General features: G+C 58.6%; 20 protein-coding genes. 10 read left to right on the forward strand and 10 right to left on the reverse strand.

Going from position 1 to position 19,018, the window contains the following annotated elements:
- Positions 1-199: 199 nt before the first annotated feature.
- Complete coding sequence (gene polA / locus ACODS3_RS09655; protein WP_304574192.1) at positions 200-2,962, reverse strand: DNA polymerase I; 2,763 nt, start codon at positions 2,960-2,962, stop codon at positions 200-202.
- Between the two features lie 74 nt (positions 2,963-3,036).
- Between polA and ACODS3_RS09660 the strand changes: the two genes are divergently transcribed.
- Positions 3,037-3,321 carry a DUF2782 domain-containing protein gene (locus ACODS3_RS09660; protein ID WP_201000884.1) on the forward strand — a complete coding sequence of 95 codons (285 nt, stop codon included), beginning with the start codon at positions 3,037-3,039 and terminating at the stop codon, positions 3,319-3,321.
- Positions 3,322-3,358: 37 nt separating this feature from the next.
- The gene (locus ACODS3_RS09665; RefSeq protein WP_489034046.1) at positions 3,359-4,309 is read left to right on the forward strand and encodes a homoserine kinase; all 951 of its coding nucleotides are present in this window, start codon (positions 3,359-3,361) and stop codon (positions 4,307-4,309) included.
- Between the two features lie 187 nt (positions 4,310-4,496).
- Here ACODS3_RS09665 and znuA read toward each other — a convergent pair whose 3' ends face one another.
- The gene (gene znuA, locus ACODS3_RS09670; RefSeq protein WP_304574190.1) at positions 4,497-5,438 is read right to left on the reverse strand and encodes a zinc ABC transporter substrate-binding protein ZnuA; all 942 of its coding nucleotides are present in this window, start codon (positions 5,436-5,438) and stop codon (positions 4,497-4,499) included.
- 67 nt (positions 5,439-5,505) lie between these two features.
- On the opposite strand from znuA, the gene ACODS3_RS09675 reads away from it, so the two are divergent.
- The 4 genes from ACODS3_RS09675 to ACODS3_RS09690 are packed head-to-tail and all read left to right on the forward strand — an operon-like array spanning position 5,506 to position 8,330.
- A complete protein-coding gene (locus tag ACODS3_RS09675) occupies positions 5,506-5,988 on the forward strand; it encodes a Fur family transcriptional regulator (RefSeq protein ID WP_025257811.1) in 483 nt (160 codons plus the stop codon).
- The gene (gene znuC / locus ACODS3_RS09680; protein WP_489034047.1) at positions 5,988-6,785 is read left to right on the forward strand and encodes a zinc ABC transporter ATP-binding protein ZnuC; all 798 of its coding nucleotides are present in this window, start codon (positions 5,988-5,990) and stop codon (positions 6,783-6,785) included. Before ACODS3_RS09675 ends, znuC begins: the two co-directional genes overlap by 1 nt.
- Positions 6,778-7,566, forward strand: a complete 789-nt coding sequence (gene znuB, locus ACODS3_RS09685; RefSeq protein ID WP_201019688.1) for a zinc ABC transporter permease subunit ZnuB — start codon at positions 6,778-6,780, stop codon at positions 7,564-7,566. Before znuC ends, znuB begins: the two co-directional genes overlap by 8 nt.
- 38 nt (positions 7,567-7,604) lie before the next feature.
- A complete protein-coding gene (locus tag ACODS3_RS09690; protein WP_201019689.1) occupies positions 7,605-8,330 on the forward strand; it encodes a PA5502 family lipoprotein in 726 nt (241 codons plus the stop codon).
- Between the two features lie 53 nt (positions 8,331-8,383).
- On the opposite strand, the gene katE is transcribed toward ACODS3_RS09690, so the two are convergent.
- Positions 8,384-10,531: a catalase HPII gene (katE, locus tag ACODS3_RS09695; protein WP_201019690.1), complete on the reverse strand. Its 2,148-nt coding sequence runs from the start codon at positions 10,529-10,531 to the stop codon at positions 8,384-8,386.
- Positions 10,532-10,843: 312 nt separating this feature from the next.
- Between katE and ACODS3_RS09700 the strand changes: the two genes are divergently transcribed.
- From ACODS3_RS09700 to ACODS3_RS09710, 3 genes are read left to right on the forward strand one after another with little or no spacing between them, the layout of a single operon-like run.
- Entirely contained in the window at positions 10,844-11,851 is a 1,008-nt protein-coding gene (locus tag ACODS3_RS09700) for a methionine ABC transporter ATP-binding protein (RefSeq protein WP_201019691.1), read from the forward strand.
- Positions 11,851-12,525: a methionine ABC transporter permease gene (locus ACODS3_RS09705; RefSeq protein ID WP_201019692.1), complete on the forward strand. Its 675-nt coding sequence runs from the start codon at positions 11,851-11,853 to the stop codon at positions 12,523-12,525. Before ACODS3_RS09700 ends, ACODS3_RS09705 begins: the two co-directional genes overlap by 1 nt.
- 55 nt (positions 12,526-12,580) lie before the next feature.
- Positions 12,581-13,354, forward strand: coding sequence for a MetQ/NlpA family ABC transporter substrate-binding protein (locus tag ACODS3_RS09710; protein WP_201000896.1), 774 nt, complete (start codon positions 12,581-12,583; stop codon positions 13,352-13,354).
- A gap of 47 nt (positions 13,355-13,401) precedes the next feature.
- Here ACODS3_RS09710 and ACODS3_RS09715 read toward each other — a convergent pair whose 3' ends face one another.
- Genes ACODS3_RS09715 through ACODS3_RS09735 form a run of 5 tightly spaced genes read right to left on the reverse strand, consistent with a single transcriptional unit; the run spans position 13,402 to position 17,267 of the window.
- Positions 13,402-14,037 carry an SCO family protein gene (locus ACODS3_RS09715; protein WP_201019693.1) on the reverse strand — a complete coding sequence of 212 codons (636 nt, stop codon included), beginning with the start codon at positions 14,035-14,037 and terminating at the stop codon, positions 13,402-13,404.
- Positions 14,034-14,927 carry a heme o synthase gene (gene cyoE / locus ACODS3_RS09720; RefSeq protein ID WP_201019694.1) on the reverse strand — a complete coding sequence of 298 codons (894 nt, stop codon included), beginning with the start codon at positions 14,925-14,927 and terminating at the stop codon, positions 14,034-14,036. Before cyoE ends, ACODS3_RS09715 begins: the two co-directional genes overlap by 4 nt.
- Positions 14,924-15,970: a COX15/CtaA family protein gene (locus ACODS3_RS09725; RefSeq protein ID WP_489034048.1), complete on the reverse strand. Its 1,047-nt coding sequence runs from the start codon at positions 15,968-15,970 to the stop codon at positions 14,924-14,926. Before ACODS3_RS09725 ends, cyoE begins: the two co-directional genes overlap by 4 nt.
- Positions 15,971-15,982: 12 nt before the next feature.
- Positions 15,983-16,555, reverse strand: a complete 573-nt coding sequence (locus ACODS3_RS09730) for a hypothetical protein (protein WP_201019696.1) — start codon at positions 16,553-16,555, stop codon at positions 15,983-15,985.
- Positions 16,533-17,267 (reverse strand): SURF1 family protein, encoded by a 735-nt coding sequence (locus ACODS3_RS09735; RefSeq protein WP_489034049.1) that lies wholly within the window; start codon positions 17,265-17,267, stop codon positions 16,533-16,535. The genes ACODS3_RS09730 and ACODS3_RS09735 overlap by 23 nt, the downstream gene beginning before the upstream one ends.
- Before the next feature lie 74 nt (positions 17,268-17,341).
- Between ACODS3_RS09735 and ACODS3_RS09740 the strand changes: the two genes are divergently transcribed.
- Positions 17,342-17,545 (forward strand): twin transmembrane helix small protein, encoded by a 204-nt coding sequence (locus ACODS3_RS09740; protein WP_489034050.1) that lies wholly within the window; start codon positions 17,342-17,344, stop codon positions 17,543-17,545.
- Between the two features lie 5 nt (positions 17,546-17,550).
- Here ACODS3_RS09740 and ACODS3_RS09745 read toward each other — a convergent pair whose 3' ends face one another.
- Positions 17,551-18,441, reverse strand: a complete 891-nt coding sequence (locus tag ACODS3_RS09745; RefSeq protein ID WP_201019699.1) for a cytochrome c oxidase subunit 3 — start codon at positions 18,439-18,441, stop codon at positions 17,551-17,553.
- A gap of 13 nt (positions 18,442-18,454) precedes the next feature.
- Entirely contained in the window at positions 18,455-19,012 is a 558-nt protein-coding gene (locus tag ACODS3_RS09750; RefSeq protein WP_201019700.1) for a cytochrome c oxidase assembly protein, read from the reverse strand.
- Positions 19,013-19,018: the final 6 nt, after the last annotated feature.

A 19,018-nucleotide genomic window follows, 5' to 3' on the forward strand; every position in this document is an offset into this window, starting at 1 on the left:
GCAAAAAAAACCCCGGACTTCATATGGGGAGGGGGGAAGTTCGGGGTTCAAGGTCCAGACCCTTAGGGCGGGATCCGGATATCTGCCAACACTTAACACAACTAGGAGCATGACGGGTTTTTCAACCAATCGAGTTCTCTGACTGATGGTTGGCCGGTTAAGTTCCCGGCCAGCCGAAAAGTTCATGTTGGCGCGACGATCAGTGCGCCTCGTCCCAGTTGTTGCCCACGCCCACTTCAACCAGCAATGGCACGGCCAGTTGTGCCGCGCCGCTCATGTGCGGACGAATCTGCTCGCTGATCTGCTCGACCAGATCCTCGCGCACTTCCAGTACCAGTTCGTCGTGAACCTGCAGAATGACGCGAGCATCAAGGCCCGACTCTTCCAGCCAGCTGTTCACTGCAACCATGGCTTTCTTGATGATATCGGCGGCTGTGCCTTGCATCGGTGCGTTGATCGCCGTGCGTTCGGCTCCGGCGCGTTTCATGCCGTTGTCGGAGTTGATGTCCGGCAGGTAGAGGCGACGTCCGAAGAATGTTTCGACGTAGCCCTGCTCCTTGGCTTTCTCGCGAGTGCGCTCCATGTATTCCCGCACGCCTGGGTAGCGAGCGAAGTAACGCTCGATATACGCCTTGGCCTGCTTGCCATCGACGCCGATCTGCCGGGCCAGGCCTGATGCGCCCATACCGTAGATCAGCCCGAAATTGATCGCCTTGGCGCTGCGACGCTGATCGTTGGTCACCTGATCCAGTTCGACCCCGAAAACCTCGGCCGCCGTCGCACGGTGTACGTCCAGACCATTGCGGAAGGCATCCAGCAGACCTTCATCGCTGGCTAGATGCGCCATGATCCGAAGTTCGATCTGCGAGTAGTCCGCTGCCAGCAGTTTGTAGCCCGGCTGGGCAATGAACGCCTGACGAATCCGGCGCCCTTCTGCGGTACGCACCGGGATGTTCTGCAGGTTGGGCTCGCTGGATGAGAATCGTCCCGTTGCAGCGCCCGCCTGGTTATAGGACGTGTGAACGCGCCCGGTTCTTGGGTTGATCTGCCCTGGCAAGCTGTCGGTGTAGGTGCTTTTCAGCTTGCTGATCGAGCGGTACTGCAAGAGCACGGTAGGTAGTTCGTGGCCTTGCTCGGACAGTTTGACCAGCACATCTTCGGAGGTTGAAGGCTTGCCCGTGGGCGTTTTTCCCAGAATCGGCAGGTTCAGTTTTTCATAGAGGATTTTCCCGAGTTGAGTCGGTGAACCCAGGTTGAACTCCTCACCCGCAACTGCGAAAGCCTGACGCTCCAGGTCGACCATGGTGTTGCCCAGCTCGACGCTTTGAATGCCGAGCAGGTTGGCATCCACTTTTGCACCTTCGCGTTCGATCTTCGCCAGTACCGGCACCAGTGGCATTTCGATTTCGCTCAGGACACGGCGCAGCTCCGGCGCAGCGTCCAGCTTTTCAATCAGGGTCTGATGCAGGCGCAGGGTCACGTCAGCATCTTCAGCGGCATACGGGCCGGCCTGCTCCAGAGCTATCTGGTCGAACGTCAGCTGCTTTTTGCCCTTGCCGGCAATGTCTTCAAAGCTGGTGGTCTGGTGGCCGAGATATTTCTTGGCCAGGCTGTCCATGTCATGGGCGGTCGCTACGGAATTCAGCACATAGGACTCAAGCATGGTGTCGAAGGCAACGCCCTGGACGGTAATGCCATTTTCCTGATCGCCACCAATGGCACAGTTGGCCAGAATGTTCATGTCGAACTTGGCGTTTTGCCCGACCTTCAGGATGGCCGGGTCTTCCAGCAGCGGCTTGAGCGCCAGCAGCACGGTGTCGCGGTCCAGTTGGTCCGGCACGCCCATGTAGGAATGGGTCAGCGGAATGTAGGCGGCTTCACCGGCCTTGACCGCAAAGGAAAGGCCCACCAGTTGCGCCTTCTGCGCATCCAGCCCGGTGGTTTCGGTATCGAAGGCGATCAGTTTGGCGGTGCGCAGTTTTTCCAGCCAGACGTCGAAGAGTTCCTGAGTGAGGACCGTGACATAGTCCAGCTTGATCTCGGAAACCACTTCTTCCTTGACGATTTCCACGCCTGCGCGCTTGGCTTGCCGTTGCAGATCCTCAAGCCAGCTCTTGAATTCCAGCTCGGTGTAAAGCTCCGTGAGCTTTTCCAGATCTGGCTCACCCACCTGCAAGTCGTCGAGAGTGATGTCCAGTGGCACATCGACCTTGATGGTCGCCAGTTCATAGGACAGAAACGCCATGGCACGGTGCTCTTCAAGCTTGGGTGCCAGGGTCTTGGCTCCCCGGAACGCCATGCCCGCCACCGAGTCGAGGTTTTCATACAGCTCTTTCAAGCCACCGCCCACACCGACCAGCAGACCTACGGCTGTCTTTTCACCAACGCCGGGAACACCGGGGATATTGTCGACTTTATCGCCCATCAACGCCAGATAATCGATGATGTGCTCAGGGCCGACACCGAACTTCTCTTTAACGCCAGGGACATCCAGCACGCTACCGGTCATCGTATTGACCAGCGTAATGTGCCCATCGACCAGTTGTGCCATGTCCTTGTCGCCGGTGGAGATGATGACCGGTCGATCCGCCGCCGCGCTGCTGCGCGCCAGGGTGCCGATCACGTCGTCGGCTTCTACGCCTTCCACGCACAGCAGCGGGTAACCCATGCCTTTGACACAGGCATGCAGCAGATCGACCTGTACGCGCAGATCATCCGGCATGCTCGGGCGATTGGCTTTGTACTCGGCGAACAGTTCGTCCCGGAAAGTCCCGCCTTTGGCATCGAAAACCACCGCGAACGGGCTTTTCGGGTATTGCCGGCGCAGGCTCTTGAGCATGTTCAGCACGCCCTTGACCGCACCCGTCGGCAAACCTTTGGACGTGGTGAGAGGTGGCAGCGCATGAAAGGCGCGGTACAGGTAAGAAGAACCGTCCACCAGGACGAGGGGCGCTTGGCTCATGAGCAGAATCAACCTTTTCGGCGGGGTCGGCGCTAGAATGCGAGGACCATTGACGACAAAGGGACAAGGTTATCATGCGCACGGCAAATCGACTGTTGTTGGCTGGGCTGTTGGTGTTTTGTCCCCTGGTGGTTGCAGCTGAGGATTCTCCTGCGGACGCTCCAGACGTTACCATTCGCACCGACGGCGACAAGACCATTCAGGAGTACCGCCAGAACGGCTTTCTTTATGCGGTGAAAATCACGCCCAAGAACGGGAAACCTTATTTTCTGGTGCGCGCCGATGGTACGAGTCCCAATTTCATCCGTTCGGACCAACCGGACATGCTGATTCCTCAATGGGAAATATTCAGCTGGTAACACCCTAAATTCACTTAATTTTGCTGGCAGTCCTGATATGTCCGTTTTTACCCCACTGGCTCGGCCCGAGCTGGAAACATTTCTTGCCCCGTACGGGCTCGGCCGTTTGCTCGACTTTCAAGGCATTGCCGCAGGTAGTGAAAACACCAATTACTTCATCAGCCTGGAACAGGGCGAATTCGTCCTGACCCTCGTTGAGCGTGGCCCGATTCAGGATTTGCCGTTCTTCATCGAACTGCTGGACGTACTGCACGACGCCGACTTGCCGGTGCCTTACGCCCTGCGCACTACTGACGGTCAGGCGTTGCGTGAGCTGGCGGAAAAGCCGGCGCTGCTGCAACCGCGTTTACCGGGCAAGCACATCAGCGAGCCCAACACTCAGCATTGCGTGCAGATCGGCGAGTTGCTGGGCAACCTGCATCTGGCGACACGTGCCAATGTTCTGGAGCGCAAGACCGATCGTGGCCTGGACTGGATGCTCAGCGAGGGCAGGAATTTCCTTTCTCACCTGGACGAGCCACAAAGAACACTGCTGGAAAACGTCCTGCAGGAAATCGAAGAGCTCAAGCCGCAGATCATGGCGCTGCCTCGCGCCAACCTGCACGCTGACCTGTTCCGTGACAATGCCCTGTTTGAAGGTACGCACCTGACCGGGTTGATCGACTTCTACAACGCCTGCTCCGGCCCGATGCTCTACGACCTGGCCATTGCGCTGAATGACTGGTGTTCGCTGGAGGACGGCCAGATAGATCCGGTACGCGCCAGAGCTTTGCTGGGTGCCTACGCTGCCTTGCGACCGTTCACCGCCAGTGAGACAAAACTCTGGGCAACCATGTTGCGCGTGGGTTGCGTGCGTTTCTGGCTGTCACGCCTGATCGCGGCTGAGTCCTTTGCCGGACAGGACGTGCTGATCCATGATCCGGCAGAGTTCGAGAAGCGTCTGGCACAGCGCCAGGATGTTCATCTGCCGTTGCCGTTTGCCTTGTAAACGGGCTTTTCGCGAATGAATTCGCTCCCACCAAAAAACACAACATCATGAATTAAATGAAATTTCCGTAGGAGCGAATTTATTCGCGAGAGGCCGGTACATCCCCAGCAAATGCATCGTCTGGAATGACGTCTCGCGAATGAATTCGCTCCCACCGGCGTAGGAGCGAATTCATTCGCGAAGCAAGCTACAAACCTTCCAGGCACCCCGCCAGATCATCACCCAGCTTCTGCAATACCTGCTCGTATCCCTGAGCAGTGGCTGGCGTGTAGCCGCCCAGCGCATCCAGTTCAGCCAGTTTCACCGGCAAGCCCGCTGTCAGGGTTTCGGCCAGGCGCGGACGCAATGGCGGCTCGCTGAACACACAGGTCTTGCCCACTTCCTTCAAACGCTCGCGCATGGCTGCGACATGCTGGGCACCCGGCTGGATCTCTGCTGCGACGCTGAACACGCCGGTGTGCTTGAGCCCATAAGCCTCTTCAAAGTAATCAAAGGCTTCATGGAAGACGAAATACGGCTTGCCTGCCACAGCGCTGACGCGGCTTTTGATCCGGGTATCCAGCGCATCGAGACGCTTGGCGAAGGCTTCGGCATTGCTCTTGTAGCGAGCAGCGTTGTCCGGATCGGCGGTACCGAGGTCGGTAGCCATCTTCGCGGCAATCACCCTGGCGTTGAACGAGGACAGCCACAAATGCGAGTCCAGGCTGCCCGGCCGGTGATCGTGGTCGTGCTCGTCTGCACCATGACTATGGTCATGATCGTGATCGTCATGTGACGCATTGTCTGCCTCGAAATGACGCAAATGCATGCCGGGCAAGGACTGCACGGCAACGGCAGGCAGTTTGCGACCCTGAATGACACGCGGCAGGAAACTCTCCATGTCCGGGCCGATCCAGTAGAACAGTTCGACCTCGTTCAGACGCCGTACGTCGGATGGACGCAAGGCATAGTGATGCGGTGATGCTCCGGGCGGCAACAGCACCTCTGGTGTACCCACGCCATCCTGTACAGCCGCTGCAATCAACTGCAGGGGCTTGATGCTGGTCAGGACCCGAACCTCTGCCTGGACGGGGGCAACAGCCAGCCAACTGGCCGACAAAACGACAAAAAGGTTAAAAAGACGGCGCACTTGGACCACTCATATAAGACAGGAACGGGTAACATAATAACGTCTCTAGCAAATATCGTCGCCGCTCATGCCTATTACACCGCTGGCCAGCCGTCCTCATGATCACTCTCATTGCGTGCATTCTGCGCTCACAGAAGCCGATGCGCTGTGCGCCAGCAAAGGTCTGCGCCTGACGACTTTGCGTCGTCGCGTGTTGGAACTGGTCTGGCAAAGCCACAAGCCGCTGGGTGCCTACGACATTCTTGCCGTGTTGAGCGACGAAGACGGCCGTCGCGCCGCGCCGCCAACCGTCTACCGGGCGCTGGATTTCCTGCTGGAAAACGGCCTGGTCCACCGGATCGCATCCCTCAACGCCTTTACCGGCTGCAATCACCCGACTCACGCGCATCAGGGCCAGTTCCTGATCTGCCGCGAGTGCCACGCCGCCATTGAACTGCAGCATGCTTCCATCAGCGATGCCGTGATCAATGCTGCCAAAGAAGTCGGTTTTCAGGTTGAAGGCCAGACCGTCGAAATCGTCGGCATCTGTTCCGGCTGCAAGGCCGCCTGATGAGTAATGCGTTGATTCGCCTGGAGCAGGTTGGCGTCACGCTTGCCGGGCAAAACGTTCTGCACAACATTCAGTTGAATGTTCGCCCCGGCGAAATCGTCACCCTGATCGGCCCCAACGGCGCAGGCAAGACGACGCTGGTGCGTGCCGTGCTGGGGCTGCTCAAGCCCGATGCCGGGACGGTCTGGCGCAAGCCCGGCTTGCGAGTGGGCTACATGCCGCAAAAGCTGCATGTGGACCAGACTCTGCCGCTCTCGGTGCTGCGCTTTCTGCGTCTGGTGCCGGGTGTGGATCGGGCGGCCGCGCTGGCAGCACTACAGGAAGTCGGTGCCGAAAAAGTCATCGACAGCCCGCTTCAGGGTATTTCCGGCGGTGAGATGCAGCGCGTCCTGCTGGCCCGTGCCTTGTTGCGCGAGCCTGAGCTACTGGTTCTCGATGAACCGGTGCAGGGCGTCGATGTGGCAGGTCAGGCCGAGCTGTACAGCCTGATAACCCGTTTGCGTGATCGTCACGGTTGCGGCGTGCTGATGGTTTCCCATGACCTGCATCTGGTGATGAGCACCACCGATCAGGTGGTGTGCCTGAATCGCCACGTCTGTTGCTCCGGCCATCCTGAACAGGTCAGCAACGATCCGGCGTTCGTCGAACTGTTCGGCAAGAACGCACAAAGCCTGGCGATCTATCACCACCATCACGACCATGCCCATGACCTGCATGGCGAAGTCGTGAGTGGCGATGCAGCGCCTGCATCCCCTAGTCACACCCATGTCCACGGAGACAACTGCAAGCATGGCTGATTTTCTACTCTACGCCTTGCTCGCAGGTCTGGCCCTGGCAGTGGTCGCGGGGCCTCTCGGGTCGTTCGTGGTCTGGCGGCGCATGGCGTATTTTGGCGACACCCTTTCCCATGCCGCCCTGCTTGGCGTGGCGCTGGGTTTTCTGCTGGACGTCAGCCCGACGATTGCCGTGACCGTCGGTTGCCTGCTGCTGGCGATTCTGCTGGTCACCCTGCAACAGCGCCAGCCGCTGGCCTCGGACACGCTGCTGGGGATTCTTGCTCCGAGCACCTTGTCACTCGGGCTGGTGGTCCTGAGCTTCATGCATGAAGTGCGTATCGACCTGATGGCTTACCTGTTCGGTGACCTGTTGGCGATCAGCCCGACGGATCTGGCCTGGATTCTGGGTGGTAGCGCACTGGTTCTGGTGCTGATCGTCTGCCTGTGGCGACCGCTGCTGGCGGTAACCGTGCATGAGGAACTGGCCAGGGTCGAAGGCCTGCCGGTGGCCTCGTTGCGCATGACGCTGATGCTGCTGATTGCCGTGGTGATTGCCGTCGCAATGAAAATCGTCGGGGTTCTGCTGATCACTTCGTTGTTGATCATTCCCGCCGCTGCGGCACAGCGTCACGCCCGTTCGCCAGAACAAATGGCACTGGGCGCAAGCGTGCTGGGCGTGACGGCTGTGTGTATTGGGCTATCGTTGTCATGGTTCAAGGACACCCCGGCAGGACCGTCTATTGTGGTATCCGCTGCGGCACTGTTCTTGCTCAGCTTTGTTCTCCCCAAGCGAGCGGTGTAGACTTGCTCGTTTTTTGCGCAACTTAGAGAATCGCAGGAATGAAGCCGCTCGCCTCCCGTTATCTGCTGCTTGTCGCATTTTCCATCCTGTTGGGTGCCTGCCAGAGTGCCCCAACCGTTGAAACACCTGTGGCCGAAGCAAAGCCAGACGGGTTTGCACAGCTTGAGCAAAGCATTACCAGCAATGAATTGGCGACTGCTGAAGACCAGTTGACGGCTCTGCAAGCTGCGGCGCCTACCGATATCCGGCTGGAGCCCTTTCAGCGTCGGCTGGCGGAAGCCTATTTGAGTCGTAGCCAGATCGGTTTGCAGAAGGGCGACATGAATGCTGCCGCCGCTGCATTGAGTCGTGCCCGTGCGCTGATGCCCAAGGCTCCGGCGCTCACCAGCGGCGTCAATGGCGCCATCGCTCATGCCCGCAAGGCCGAGCTGGACAAGGCCGAAGCCGAACTGCGCGCTGCCGAAGCCAGACGCATTGCGAAACTGATCGACCCGGCAGCCGACAGCACCACCATCGATCTCAAGATCGGCGATATGCCGCAATTGCGTCGCCAACTGGATGCGATTGCCTCGGATACCGTGGCATTCAATTGCGAAGTGCTGTTGCAGGTTCCTCGCACCGATGACTACCCATGGCTGGCAACATTGCTGACCAAGCGCGTGGTCAAGATCAATCCTGATTTCGAGCTGGAACTGCGCCGTCAGATCGAGCGTAATGAGTCAGCGCAGATTGTCTTGACGCCGGCCAGGCCTATTCGCGAATGAATTGGCCCCTACAGATGTAGGAGCCAATTCATTTGCGAAAAAAACCTGCGCAATCAGGCAGGTACAGCCTTGGCTTTCGGTTCTCTATCCCACACTCGATGCTGTGCGATGGCCTTGAAGAACGCATCGTATGAGCCGTCTTGTACGACCAGCAATCCAGCGTCTTGATCCAGATGCAGCAAATCCGGTAATGCCTTGGCATCGCTGGATACCGCGATGGCCTTGAGGTGCTTGTAAGCCTCCAGCACGTAATGCAAGGCAACCCCATCGGTGCTCAAGGCTTTTATCGAGTCCTTGCCGCCGGGGATGAACACTGCATCGAACGCCACCGATGGCAGCCCTTCCATCGACGCATCCACCGGCAGACTCTTGCCGTCGGCTGTCACCACGGGGGCAGAAGTCGGCCCCAATACCTTGCCGTGAGCACCTTCGGCTTGCAGTGCGGCTTTCATGGCCTCGACAGCTTTTCCGTCCACGCCATTGGCCACCAGGATTGCGACCTTGCGCGATGCGATGTCGCCGGATAGCAGATTGGCCTGGCTCAATGCAGGCGACTGTTTGACAGACGAGGATCTGGCGGCCACAGTCCCGGCCTTTGGCGCTGGCAGCCCCAGATTCTGTGCCACGCGGCTGGCCAGCTCCAGGTCGATATTGGCCAGAATCTCGTTCACCGTCCGGGCGCGGATATGCTCACGCTCAACCTTGCCCAACTCGAAGCTGTAAGCCGAGATGATGTGTTCTTTCTCGTGTGTGCTCATGCTCTGAAAGAACAGCGTGGCCTGTGAAAAATGATCCCCGAAGGACTCGCTGCGCTCGCGTATCTTGTGGGCGTCGATGCGCTCCGGATACGACTCGAAACCGCCGTCCACCGCAGCGGCAGGCGTTTCTTTCGGCCAGCCGCCATCAATGGAGTTCGGTTCGTAGGATGTCCGCCCCTTGTTGATCGTCATGCGATGCTGCGCATCACGCTGCCCGTTATGGTTGGGCGAAACCGGGCGGTTGATCGGAATTTCGTGGAAGTTCGGACCGCCCAGGCGACTGATCTGGGTATCGGTATAGGAAAACAGTCGACCCTGCAGCAGCGGGTCATTGGAGAAATCGATGCCGGGCACGATATGCCCAGGGCAGAACGCAACCTGTTCGGTCTCGGCAAAGAAGTTGTCCGGGTTGCGGTTGAGCACCATCTTGCCCAGTGGCGTCACCGGTACCAGCTCTTCGGGAATGATCTTGGTGGGGTCCAGCAGATCGAAGTCGAAGGCATGTTCATCCTCTTCGGCCACGATCTGTACGCCTAACTCCCACTCGGGGTAATCGCCCGTTTCAATGGATTCCCACAGGTCTCGGCGATGATAGTCGGTGTCCTTGCCCGCCAGTTTCTGGGCCTCGTCCCACACCAGGGAGCAGACGCCGTACTTGGGTTTCCAGTGAAACTTCACGAAGGTCGACTTGCCCTCGGTATTGATCAGGCGAAAGGTGTGGACACCGAAGCCTTGCATGGTGCGCAGGCTTTTCGGGATGGCGCGATCGGACATGGTCCACAGCACCATATGCGCCGACTCAGGAACCAGCGACACAAAATCCCAGAAGGTGTCATGAGCCGAGCCCCCGGTCGGGATTTCGTTGTGAGGCTCGGGTTTTACCGCATGCACGAAGTCAGGAAACTTGATCGCATCCTGAATGAAAAACACCGGCATGTTATTGCCGACCAGATCGAAGTTGCCTTCGTCGGTGTAGAACTTGACCGCAAAGCCGCGAACATCCCGTACCGTATCGCCCGACCCCCTTGGCCCCTGCACGGTGGAGAAGCGCACGAATACCGGGGTTTTCTTGCCTGGGTCGCGAAGGAAGCCGGCCTTGCTCAAGGTGGCGTGATCGTCATAGCTCTGGAAGTAGCCATGCGCGGCCGTACCTCGCGCATGAACGATCCGCTCCGGGATGCGTTCATGGTCAAAGTGGGTGATTTTTTCGCGCATGATGAAGTCTTCCAGCAACGAAGGACCTCTGCTGCCTGCCTTGAGCGTGTTCTGATTGTCGGCGATCTTGACGCCCTGATTGGTGCGCAGCGCCTGCTCCGTGGCATCGGAGCGAAACGGCTCAAGGTTTTCCAGTTTTTCGTTGGTATTGCTTCGGTCAAGAGTGTCTGTTCCTGCCAGTTCGCTTTTCGGCGTAGAGGTAAGGGGTGGTTTTCTCGGGGTAGACATCAGACATGCTCCTCATTCTCTGGCCCGGCTTTCATGTCAGGCTCTATGATTCAACTCCCTTGGCAAGCCAAGGGAATCACGGCGTTAAAGGAGTGACCCGTCTGGAAAAGTGCCGTTCATTAAATTTTCCGGCCATTGGCACCACCGGTCGCGTTATGCCAATTGAGCATGTGTGCTGGCAAATAAATGCTAAGCAGTGCTGTGCGGACAGGCTAAAATGCGCGCCCGGCTTACCCCGCCGAGGTAACGAAGCAAGTGGCTGCCCCAGGTCACTGCGCTGATTTTTTAACGCGCCCCCACAAGGTTCGCTCCGTGATCGAGTTTCATAACGTCCACAAAACCTATCGGGTTGCAGGCAAGGATATTCCGGCTCTGCATCCCACCAGCCTGCGTGTCGAAGACGGCCAGGTATTCGGCCTGATCGGCCATTCCGGCGCGGGCAAAAGTACCTTGCTGCGCCTGATCAACCGCCTTGAAACCCCGAGTGGCGGGCAGATCGTGGTTGACGACGAAGATGTCACGGCACTCGACGCCAACGGCCTTCGGCGTTTCCGTCAGCAGGTCGGGATGATTTTTCAGCACTTCAATCTGCTGGCTTCCAAGACCGTGGCCGACAACGTGGCCATGCCGCTGACACTTGCGGGCGACCTGTCCCGTGAGCTGATCGACAAGCGTGTCGCCGAGCTGCTGGAGCGGGTCGGACTGTCTGCCCATGCCAGGAAATACCCGGCGCAATTGTCCGGCGGACAAAAGCAGCGTGTCGGCATTGCCCGCGCCCTGGCGACCAAGCCAAAGATTTTGCTGTGCGATGAAGCCACCAGCGCTCTGGACCCACAGACCACTGCGTCGGTCTTGCAGCTGTTGGCCGAGATCAATCGAGAGCTGAAACTGACCATCGTGCTCATCACCCATGAAATGGACGTGATTCGCCGTGTCTGCGATCAGGTGGCCGTGATGGACGCCGGTGTGATTGTCGAACAGGGCAATGTGGCCGATGTGTTCCTGCATCCGCAGCACCCGACCACCAAGCGTTTCGTGCAGGAGCATGAGCAGATCGACGAAAACGAGCAGCGTGACGATTTTGCTCATGTTCAGGGTCGTATCGTGCGCCTGACCTTCCAGGGCGAATCGACTTACGCGCCATTGCTGGGCACGGTCGCTCGGGAAACCGGCGTGGATTACAGCATCCTGGCGGGCCGTATCGACCGCATCAAGGACACACCTTATGGTCAACTGACGCTGGCCATTACCGGCGGCGACATTGACGCCGCTTTCGCTCGCTTCACCGCCGCTGACGTTCACATGGAGGTGCTGCGCTGATGGACGCTTTCCTGAATCTGTTTTCCAACGTCGACTGGTATGAAATCTGGGTCGCCACGGGCGATACCCTGATCATGCTCAGTGTTTCGCTGGGCTTCACCATCTTGCTGGGCCTGCCTCTGGGCGTGCTGATGTTCCTGACCTCGCCGCGTCAGTTGCTGGAACACAAGCAGCTGTATGCGACGGTCGGGCTGATCGTCAACATGCTGCGCGCCCTGCCCTTCATCATCCTGTTGATCGTGATGATGCCGCTGACCGAAGTCATCACCGGCACATCGCTGGGTATCCTCGGTACGCTGCCGCCGCTGATTGCCGGTGCCACGCCGTTCTTCGCCCGTCTGGTGGAAACCGCCCTGCGTGAAGTGGACAAAGGCATCATCGAAGCGACCCAGGCCATGGGTGCCACGACCCGGCAGATCATCGTCAAGGCATTGTTGCCCGAAGCGCGCCCCGGCATTCTGGCGGCCATTACCGTGACCGCCATTGCGCTGGTGTCCTTCACTGCCATGGCCGGCGCCGTGGGTGCTGGCGGACTGGGTGACCTTGCGATCCGCTATGGTTATCAGCGTTTCCAGAACGACGTGATGTTCGTGACGGTCGTACTGCTGCTGGTGCTGGTGCAGATACTGCAAACCGTCGGCGACAAGCTGGTTGCCCATTTCACCCATCGTTAACCGAATTTGTTGGTAAGGGCCTGCTTGGTGCGGGCCTCATAAAAGGAGCTGTTGCATGAAAAAACTTTTGGCCGTATTTGCCGCCGTTACAGCATTGTCTGCGCAGGCCAACGAAACACTGAGTATCGCCGCGACTGCTGTACCGCAGGCCGAGATTCTGGAGTTCATCAAGCCAACACTGGCCAAGGAAGGCGTAGACCTGAAAATCAAGGTTTTCACCGACTACATCCAGCCGAACGTACAGGTTGCCGAAAAGCGCCTGGACGCCAACTTCTTCCAGCACCAGCCGTACCTGGATGAGTTCAACAAGGGTAAAGGCACCGATCTGGTTACCGTTGCCAAGGTTCACGTAGAACCGTTCGGCGCTTACTCGGACAAGTTCAAGAAACTGGAAGACCTGCCAAACGGCGCAACCGTCGCGCTGCCAAACGATGCCACCAACGAAGGCCGTGCTTTCCTGTTGCTGGCCAAGGCCGGTCTGATCACCCTCAAGGACCCGACCAGCATCCTGGCTACGCCTAAAGACGTTGCGAACAACCCGAAAAACCTGAAGTTCCGCGAGCTGGAAGCTGCAACCCTGCCGCGCGTGCTGACCCAGGTCGATCTGGCGCTGATCAACACCAACTACGCGCTGGGCGCCAAGCTTGATCCAACCAAGGATGCACTGGTGATCGAAGGTGCTGAATCGCCTTACGCCAACATTCTGGTTGCCCGTCCGGACAACAAGGATTCGGACGCCATCAAGAAACTGGCTGCTGCGCTGAACACTCCTGAAGTGAAAGCGTTCCTGGTCGAGAAGTACAAAGGCGCTGTGGTTCCGGCGTTCTGATAAAACCGCGTAGGAGCGAATCGGGCGGAGCGCCGCCCGATTCGCTCCTACTGGTTTCTCTGCAACAACCCTGGCAATTGCACCACCAGCTTCTGGCTGCTCAACGGTGCACGAATGAAGCCCCGCTGAGTGCCGTCCGGCCCCAGCAGTGCCAGGTTCCCGCTGTGGTCAACGGTGTAGTTCGGCTTGCTGGTATCGGCAGGAATGAACGGAATGCTCACCGCATTGGCCAGCCTCTGAAGATCCGCCACCGAAGTGGTGAGCCCGATGAATTCCTTGTCGAAATAACCCAGGTATTGCTTGAGCTGTTGCGGCGTGTCGCGATTCGGGTCGACGCTGATCAGCACCACGCGCAAGTTACCGACGACGTCCTTGGGCAGTTCGCTCTTGATCTGGCGGATCTGCGCCAGCGTGGTCGGGCAGATGTCCGGGCAGAAGGTGTAACCGAAGAACAGCAGCGTCCACTTGTCCTTCAACTGATTGATGGCTACCGAGCCGCCGTTCTGGTCGATCATCCTCAGGTCAGGCAGGTTGCGGCTTTGCGGCAGCAGGATAATGCCCGCATCGATCAGGGCAGTCTGATCGGCTGCGCCTTTGCCGGACAGCACGCGATTGAAGGTCAGGCCCAGGATCAAGGCCACGATGGCGACGAGGATGAATACGGTTTTCTGGGTTCGAGTCATGGTTTCAACAGTAGGTAGTGATCTGCGAGCAGGGCAATGAACAGCAGGAACAAGTAATGGATAGAGTACTTGAAGGTGTCGATTGCCACGTGCGGTCGAGTGCCACGGTACAGCACCCGGCTCCAGTGCAGGAAGCGCAAACCCAGTATCAATGCACAAAACAGGTACGTCAGGCCGCTCATGTGAATCACGTAGGGCAGCAGACTGACCGCGAACAGGATGCAGGTATACAGCACGATATGCACCTTGGTGTACTGCTCGCCATGGGTGATCGGCAGCATCGGGATATCGGCCTTGGCATATTCGGCCTTGCGATGAATGGCCAGAGCCCAGAAGTGCGGCGGGGTCCAGGCGAAGATGATCAGCACCAGCAACAGGGGTTCGGCGGTAACCTGCCCGGTAACCGCCACCCAGCCCAGCAAGGGTGGCGCAGCCCCGGCCAGCCCGCCGATGACAATGTTCTGTGGTGTGGCGCGTTTCAGAAAGCCGGTGTAGATCACGGCATAGCCGATCAACGACGCCAGGGTCAGCCAGGCGGTCAGCGGATTAGTGAATGCCAGCAGCAGAAACTGCCCGAGAAGCGTCAGCAGCAAGGCAAGGATCAAAGCGTTTTCCGGTGCGATCCGCCCTTGGGCAACCGGTCGTTTATGCGTGCGGGCCATCAGCGCATCGATATGGCGGTCCAGCACATGATTGATGACTGCCGCACTGCCTGCACACAGCCCTATCCCCAGATTGCCGAACAGCAGAATCGTCCATGGCACATGGGTGTGGCTGGATAGCAGCATGCCGACCAGCGAAGTGATCAACATCAACGCCACCACCTTGGGCTTGGTCAGTTCCAGGTAATCACGCCACAACGCCTGACGCTCCTGGCTCAGTACACTCATTGCATCGTGTCCTTCTTCACAGGTAGCACGTTTGCCCACGGGACAGGCAGGCGGATTCGGTCAGGCGTGCGGCGTGTACAAAAATTGATCAATGTCAGCGTCAACATCAAACCCGCGCCTCCTGCGTTGTGGGCTAGTGCAACGGGCAAGTGCAAACTTAGCAGCACATTGCCGAACCCCAGGCTGATCTGTATTCCAAGCGCCAGCACCAGCAGTGTCGCCAGCCCCTTGAGCCTGGCGCGTTTGAGTTGCCAGGCCAGAGTCAGTAATGAGCACGCAACCAGCATGGCGCCGACGCGATGGGCCAGATGAATCGCTGTGCGCGCTTCGTTGTCGAGCTTGCCGCCCAGATAATCGGGACCGATATGCTGGTTCAGGTGAAAACCATTGGCGAAGTCCGCATCCGGCCACCATTGGCCCTGGCAGGTTGGCCAGTCGGTGCAGGCCAGCGCTGCATAATTGGCACTGACCCAGCCACCCAGGGCGATCTGTAGCGTGACCAGCATCAGCCCGAGCGCCGCCCAGCGTCTTAAATGGGTGGGCAGTTGGGGCGAGGGCGCGAAAGCGCCACTCAGGCGCAGGGTCAGCAGGAACAGCAGGCTCAAGGTGGCCACACCTCCCAGCAAATGCGCCGTGACCACTTGCGGCCAGAGTTTGAGCGTTACGGTCCACATGCCGAATGCCGCCTGGACGAAAACCACGCCCAGAAGCAGCAAGGGCAGCTTCAACGGTTGCCCGGCCAGGTGCCGACGCTGCCAGGCCTTTACTGCCAACAGAATAATGGTCAGGGTCAGCCCGCCTGCGAAATAGCGATGGGTCATCTCGCTCCAGCCTTTCCCCCGGTGCACGGGTGAGTCTGGAAAATGCAGCTGCGCATGAGCCAGTTGTCGGTCGTTGGCGGGTACGCTGATAAATCCGTAGCAGCCAGGCCAGTCAGGACAACCCAGACCGGCATGGGTCAGTCGTGTGTAAGCACCGAGTAGCACCACGAACAACGCCAGCAGCGTGGCAAGCAAGGCGATACGAAATCCGGGTCGGGTCATGACGACCTCCCTTTATCCGATGTTCGACAGTTTCAGCAGTTGGCGCAGATCGATCAGCAGATCCTTGCCTTTGACCCTGGCGTCATAGCGCAGCACAAGGTTGCCGTGGGGATCGATGATCCACAGTTGCGGCGCATTCAGCCCGGGGGCAAGTTTCTGATAGCGGGCAAGATCCAGTGGATATCGCTGTAATTGTGGATAGTCCTGCCGAAGTTTCTCGGCATAGTCGTCACTGAGCGGCGTCGTCGTGGCCAGGGCATGACTGGCGCGGGTTGCATCGCGGCCCAGGCCGATCTGGACCTGCCGCGCCAGATAGACCAGTTGCTGGCAATCGGCATCGCATTGCCCAGGCGCGCTGACCAGCAATTGCCAGCGCTGTTCATCGGCCTGTACACCCAGGTCGGCGCGGCTTTGGCCGTTGCCGATCAGCTGGCCGTGATAACTGCGGCTGTCCGGTACCCAGAAGTTGAAACGGTACATGCAGGTGGCCAGGATCATTGGCCCGATAGCCACCAGCACCAAGACCAACAGTTGCAGGCGTCCTCGTCGTTGCTTGCGAAATTCAGATACGCCGACGGTGTTCATTATTCTTCTCCCGGTGTTTTCTGCTGCGCCAACCCCGGTACAGACCAAAACCGAGCAGGGCCGTGGCCAGGGCAAACCATTGCACGGCGTAACCCATATGTTTTTGCGGCTCCATTGCCACCACCGGCCAGTCAGCGCGATAGGCTGCCTCGCCCGGTTCAAGACGCAGTTCGTGGGGATAACCTTGGCGATCCAGCTCAGCCCAGAGCTTGCCTGGCGTGAAGGCGGTCACCAGCCTGGGCCATGAGTCGCTCAGTGCATCGGCTTGCAGGTGAAAGCTCTCGCCGTGGGGGACATAGACCCAGGCATTCAGATGCAGCGGCTGGTTTGAGGTGCGGAATACCGGCGGCGTGCGTCGATCCGGCCAGGGCAGCCAGCCACGATTTATCCACAGCCATAATCCGCTGGGCTGGTCCTTAAATGGCTGGAGCAACTCGACGCCAGCCTTGCCGTCGCGAGTGCTGTTATCGAGCAGCAGGCTGTGGGCCGCATCGAATTGCCCATGCAGTTGCACGCGCCTGTAGGCAGGTTCTTCGATATCCAGCAAGCGGGCGATATCGACGGGCGCAGCCGCACGGTGCCCGGCGTAATGGTCGAGAATCACGCGCTTTTCTTCGGCCCGGTTCAATTGCCAGAAACCGAGCATGACCAGCAGTGGCAGCACTGCCAGCATCAGCAGTGCAGGCCCCGAACGCAGGATGAAGCGTTTCATCCTGCCGTCCGTTCTGGCCGTAGGGCCATGCCTATACTCCATTGCATCATGGCGATTGCTCCTGGAGTTTTCTCATGCTCAAAGCAGCGATTGTTTTTATGTTGGCGGCCACCGTGACCTGCCTGTTCAGCGGCCTGTTCTTTCTTATCAAGGACGACAACCAGTCGACCCGCCTGCTCAAGGTCCTGGCCCTGCGGGTCATTCTCGCCGCCCTCACCCTGGCGCTGATTACCTGGGGCTTCTACAGCGGCCAACTGGTTTCACATGTGAACGGGTGACGGGCTCACAAGACATACACAAAGGTGAACAGGCCGATCCACACCACATCCACGAAATGCCAGTACCAGCTTGCGGCCTCGAAGCCAAACTGATGCTCGGCATCGAAATGCCCGCGCAGAATCCGCACCAGCATTACAAACAGAATGATCGTGCCGATGGTGACGTGGGCGCCGTGAAAACCTGTAAGCATGAAAAAGGTCGCGCCATAGATGCCCGAGCCCAGAGTCAGGCCAAGCTCCTTATAGGCATGTACATACTCTTCAGCCTGCAGCACCAGAAAACTGCAGCCCAGCAGCACGGTGACGGCCAGCCAGCCTTTCAATGCGCCGCGATGGGCCTTTTTCAAGGCGTGGTGGGCAAAGGTGATGGTGACGCTGGAGCTGACCAGCAAAATGGTATTGATCAGCGGTAAATGCCACGGATCAATGATGCCCTTTGGGGCGGGGAACAGTTTCGGGTCCGGGTTTTCCAGCAGCGGCCACTGGAATTGAAAGTTCGGCCACAGCATGTTCGATATACCGTTGGCGCCCTCGCCGCCCAGCCACGGACCTGTCCAGACCCGCACGTAAAGCAGCACCCCGAAGAAGGCCATGAAAAACATCACTTCCGAAAAGATGAACCAGGCCATGCCCCAGCGGAACGAACGATCCATCTGCGCGCTGTACAGTCCGGCCCGTCCTTCTTTGACGACCGTACTGAACCAGCCAGACATCATGTAGGCCACCAGCAGGCCGCCAATGAAAAAGATCAGAGGCCCGTTGGATTCGGGCCGCGCCGCCTTCAGGTCATTGAACCAGGTACCCAGGCCGAACATCGTGACCAGCAAGGCCAGCGTGGCAATGATGGGCCATTTGCTTTGCGCCGGAACGTAGTAGTGCTCATGGGGCGTAGCCATTTGAGCGTCTCCTTCAGCCACCGTTTTTCACGACAGGCAGAACGGGGGGCTGGCGTGCAGTGATATCGAACAGCGTGTAGGCCAAGGTCAGGTGTTTCACGTCTTTGGGCAGGTCGCGATCAACAATGAAACGCACCGGCATTTCGATCCGCTCTCCCGGTTGCAGCATTTGCTGGGTAAAACAGAAGCATTCGGTCTTGTGGAAATAAGCCGCCGCTTGACCTGGGGAAATACTCGGCACGGCCTGCGCCGTCATCGCTTTGTCGGTGGGGTTCTGCGCCACGAAAATCATCTCGTTGACTGCGCCTGGGTGAACCTCGATCTCTTCGGTCCGGGGATGAAACGCCCAGACCATGTCCACCGCATTGGTCGAGATGAACTGCACACGCACCAGCCGCTGCTGATCGATCACCTGCGAGCCTTGATACTGGCCACCGGTCTTGCCATTGATGCCAAATGCCCTGCACATCACGTCATACAGAGGCACCAGAGCGAAACCAAAGGCGAACATCACGGCCACTATCAGCAGCAGGCGAGTGACAAGGCCTTTGATCGAATGCACGTTGCTCATGGCGGT

The organism is Pseudomonas sp. FG43, assembly GCF_057809175.1.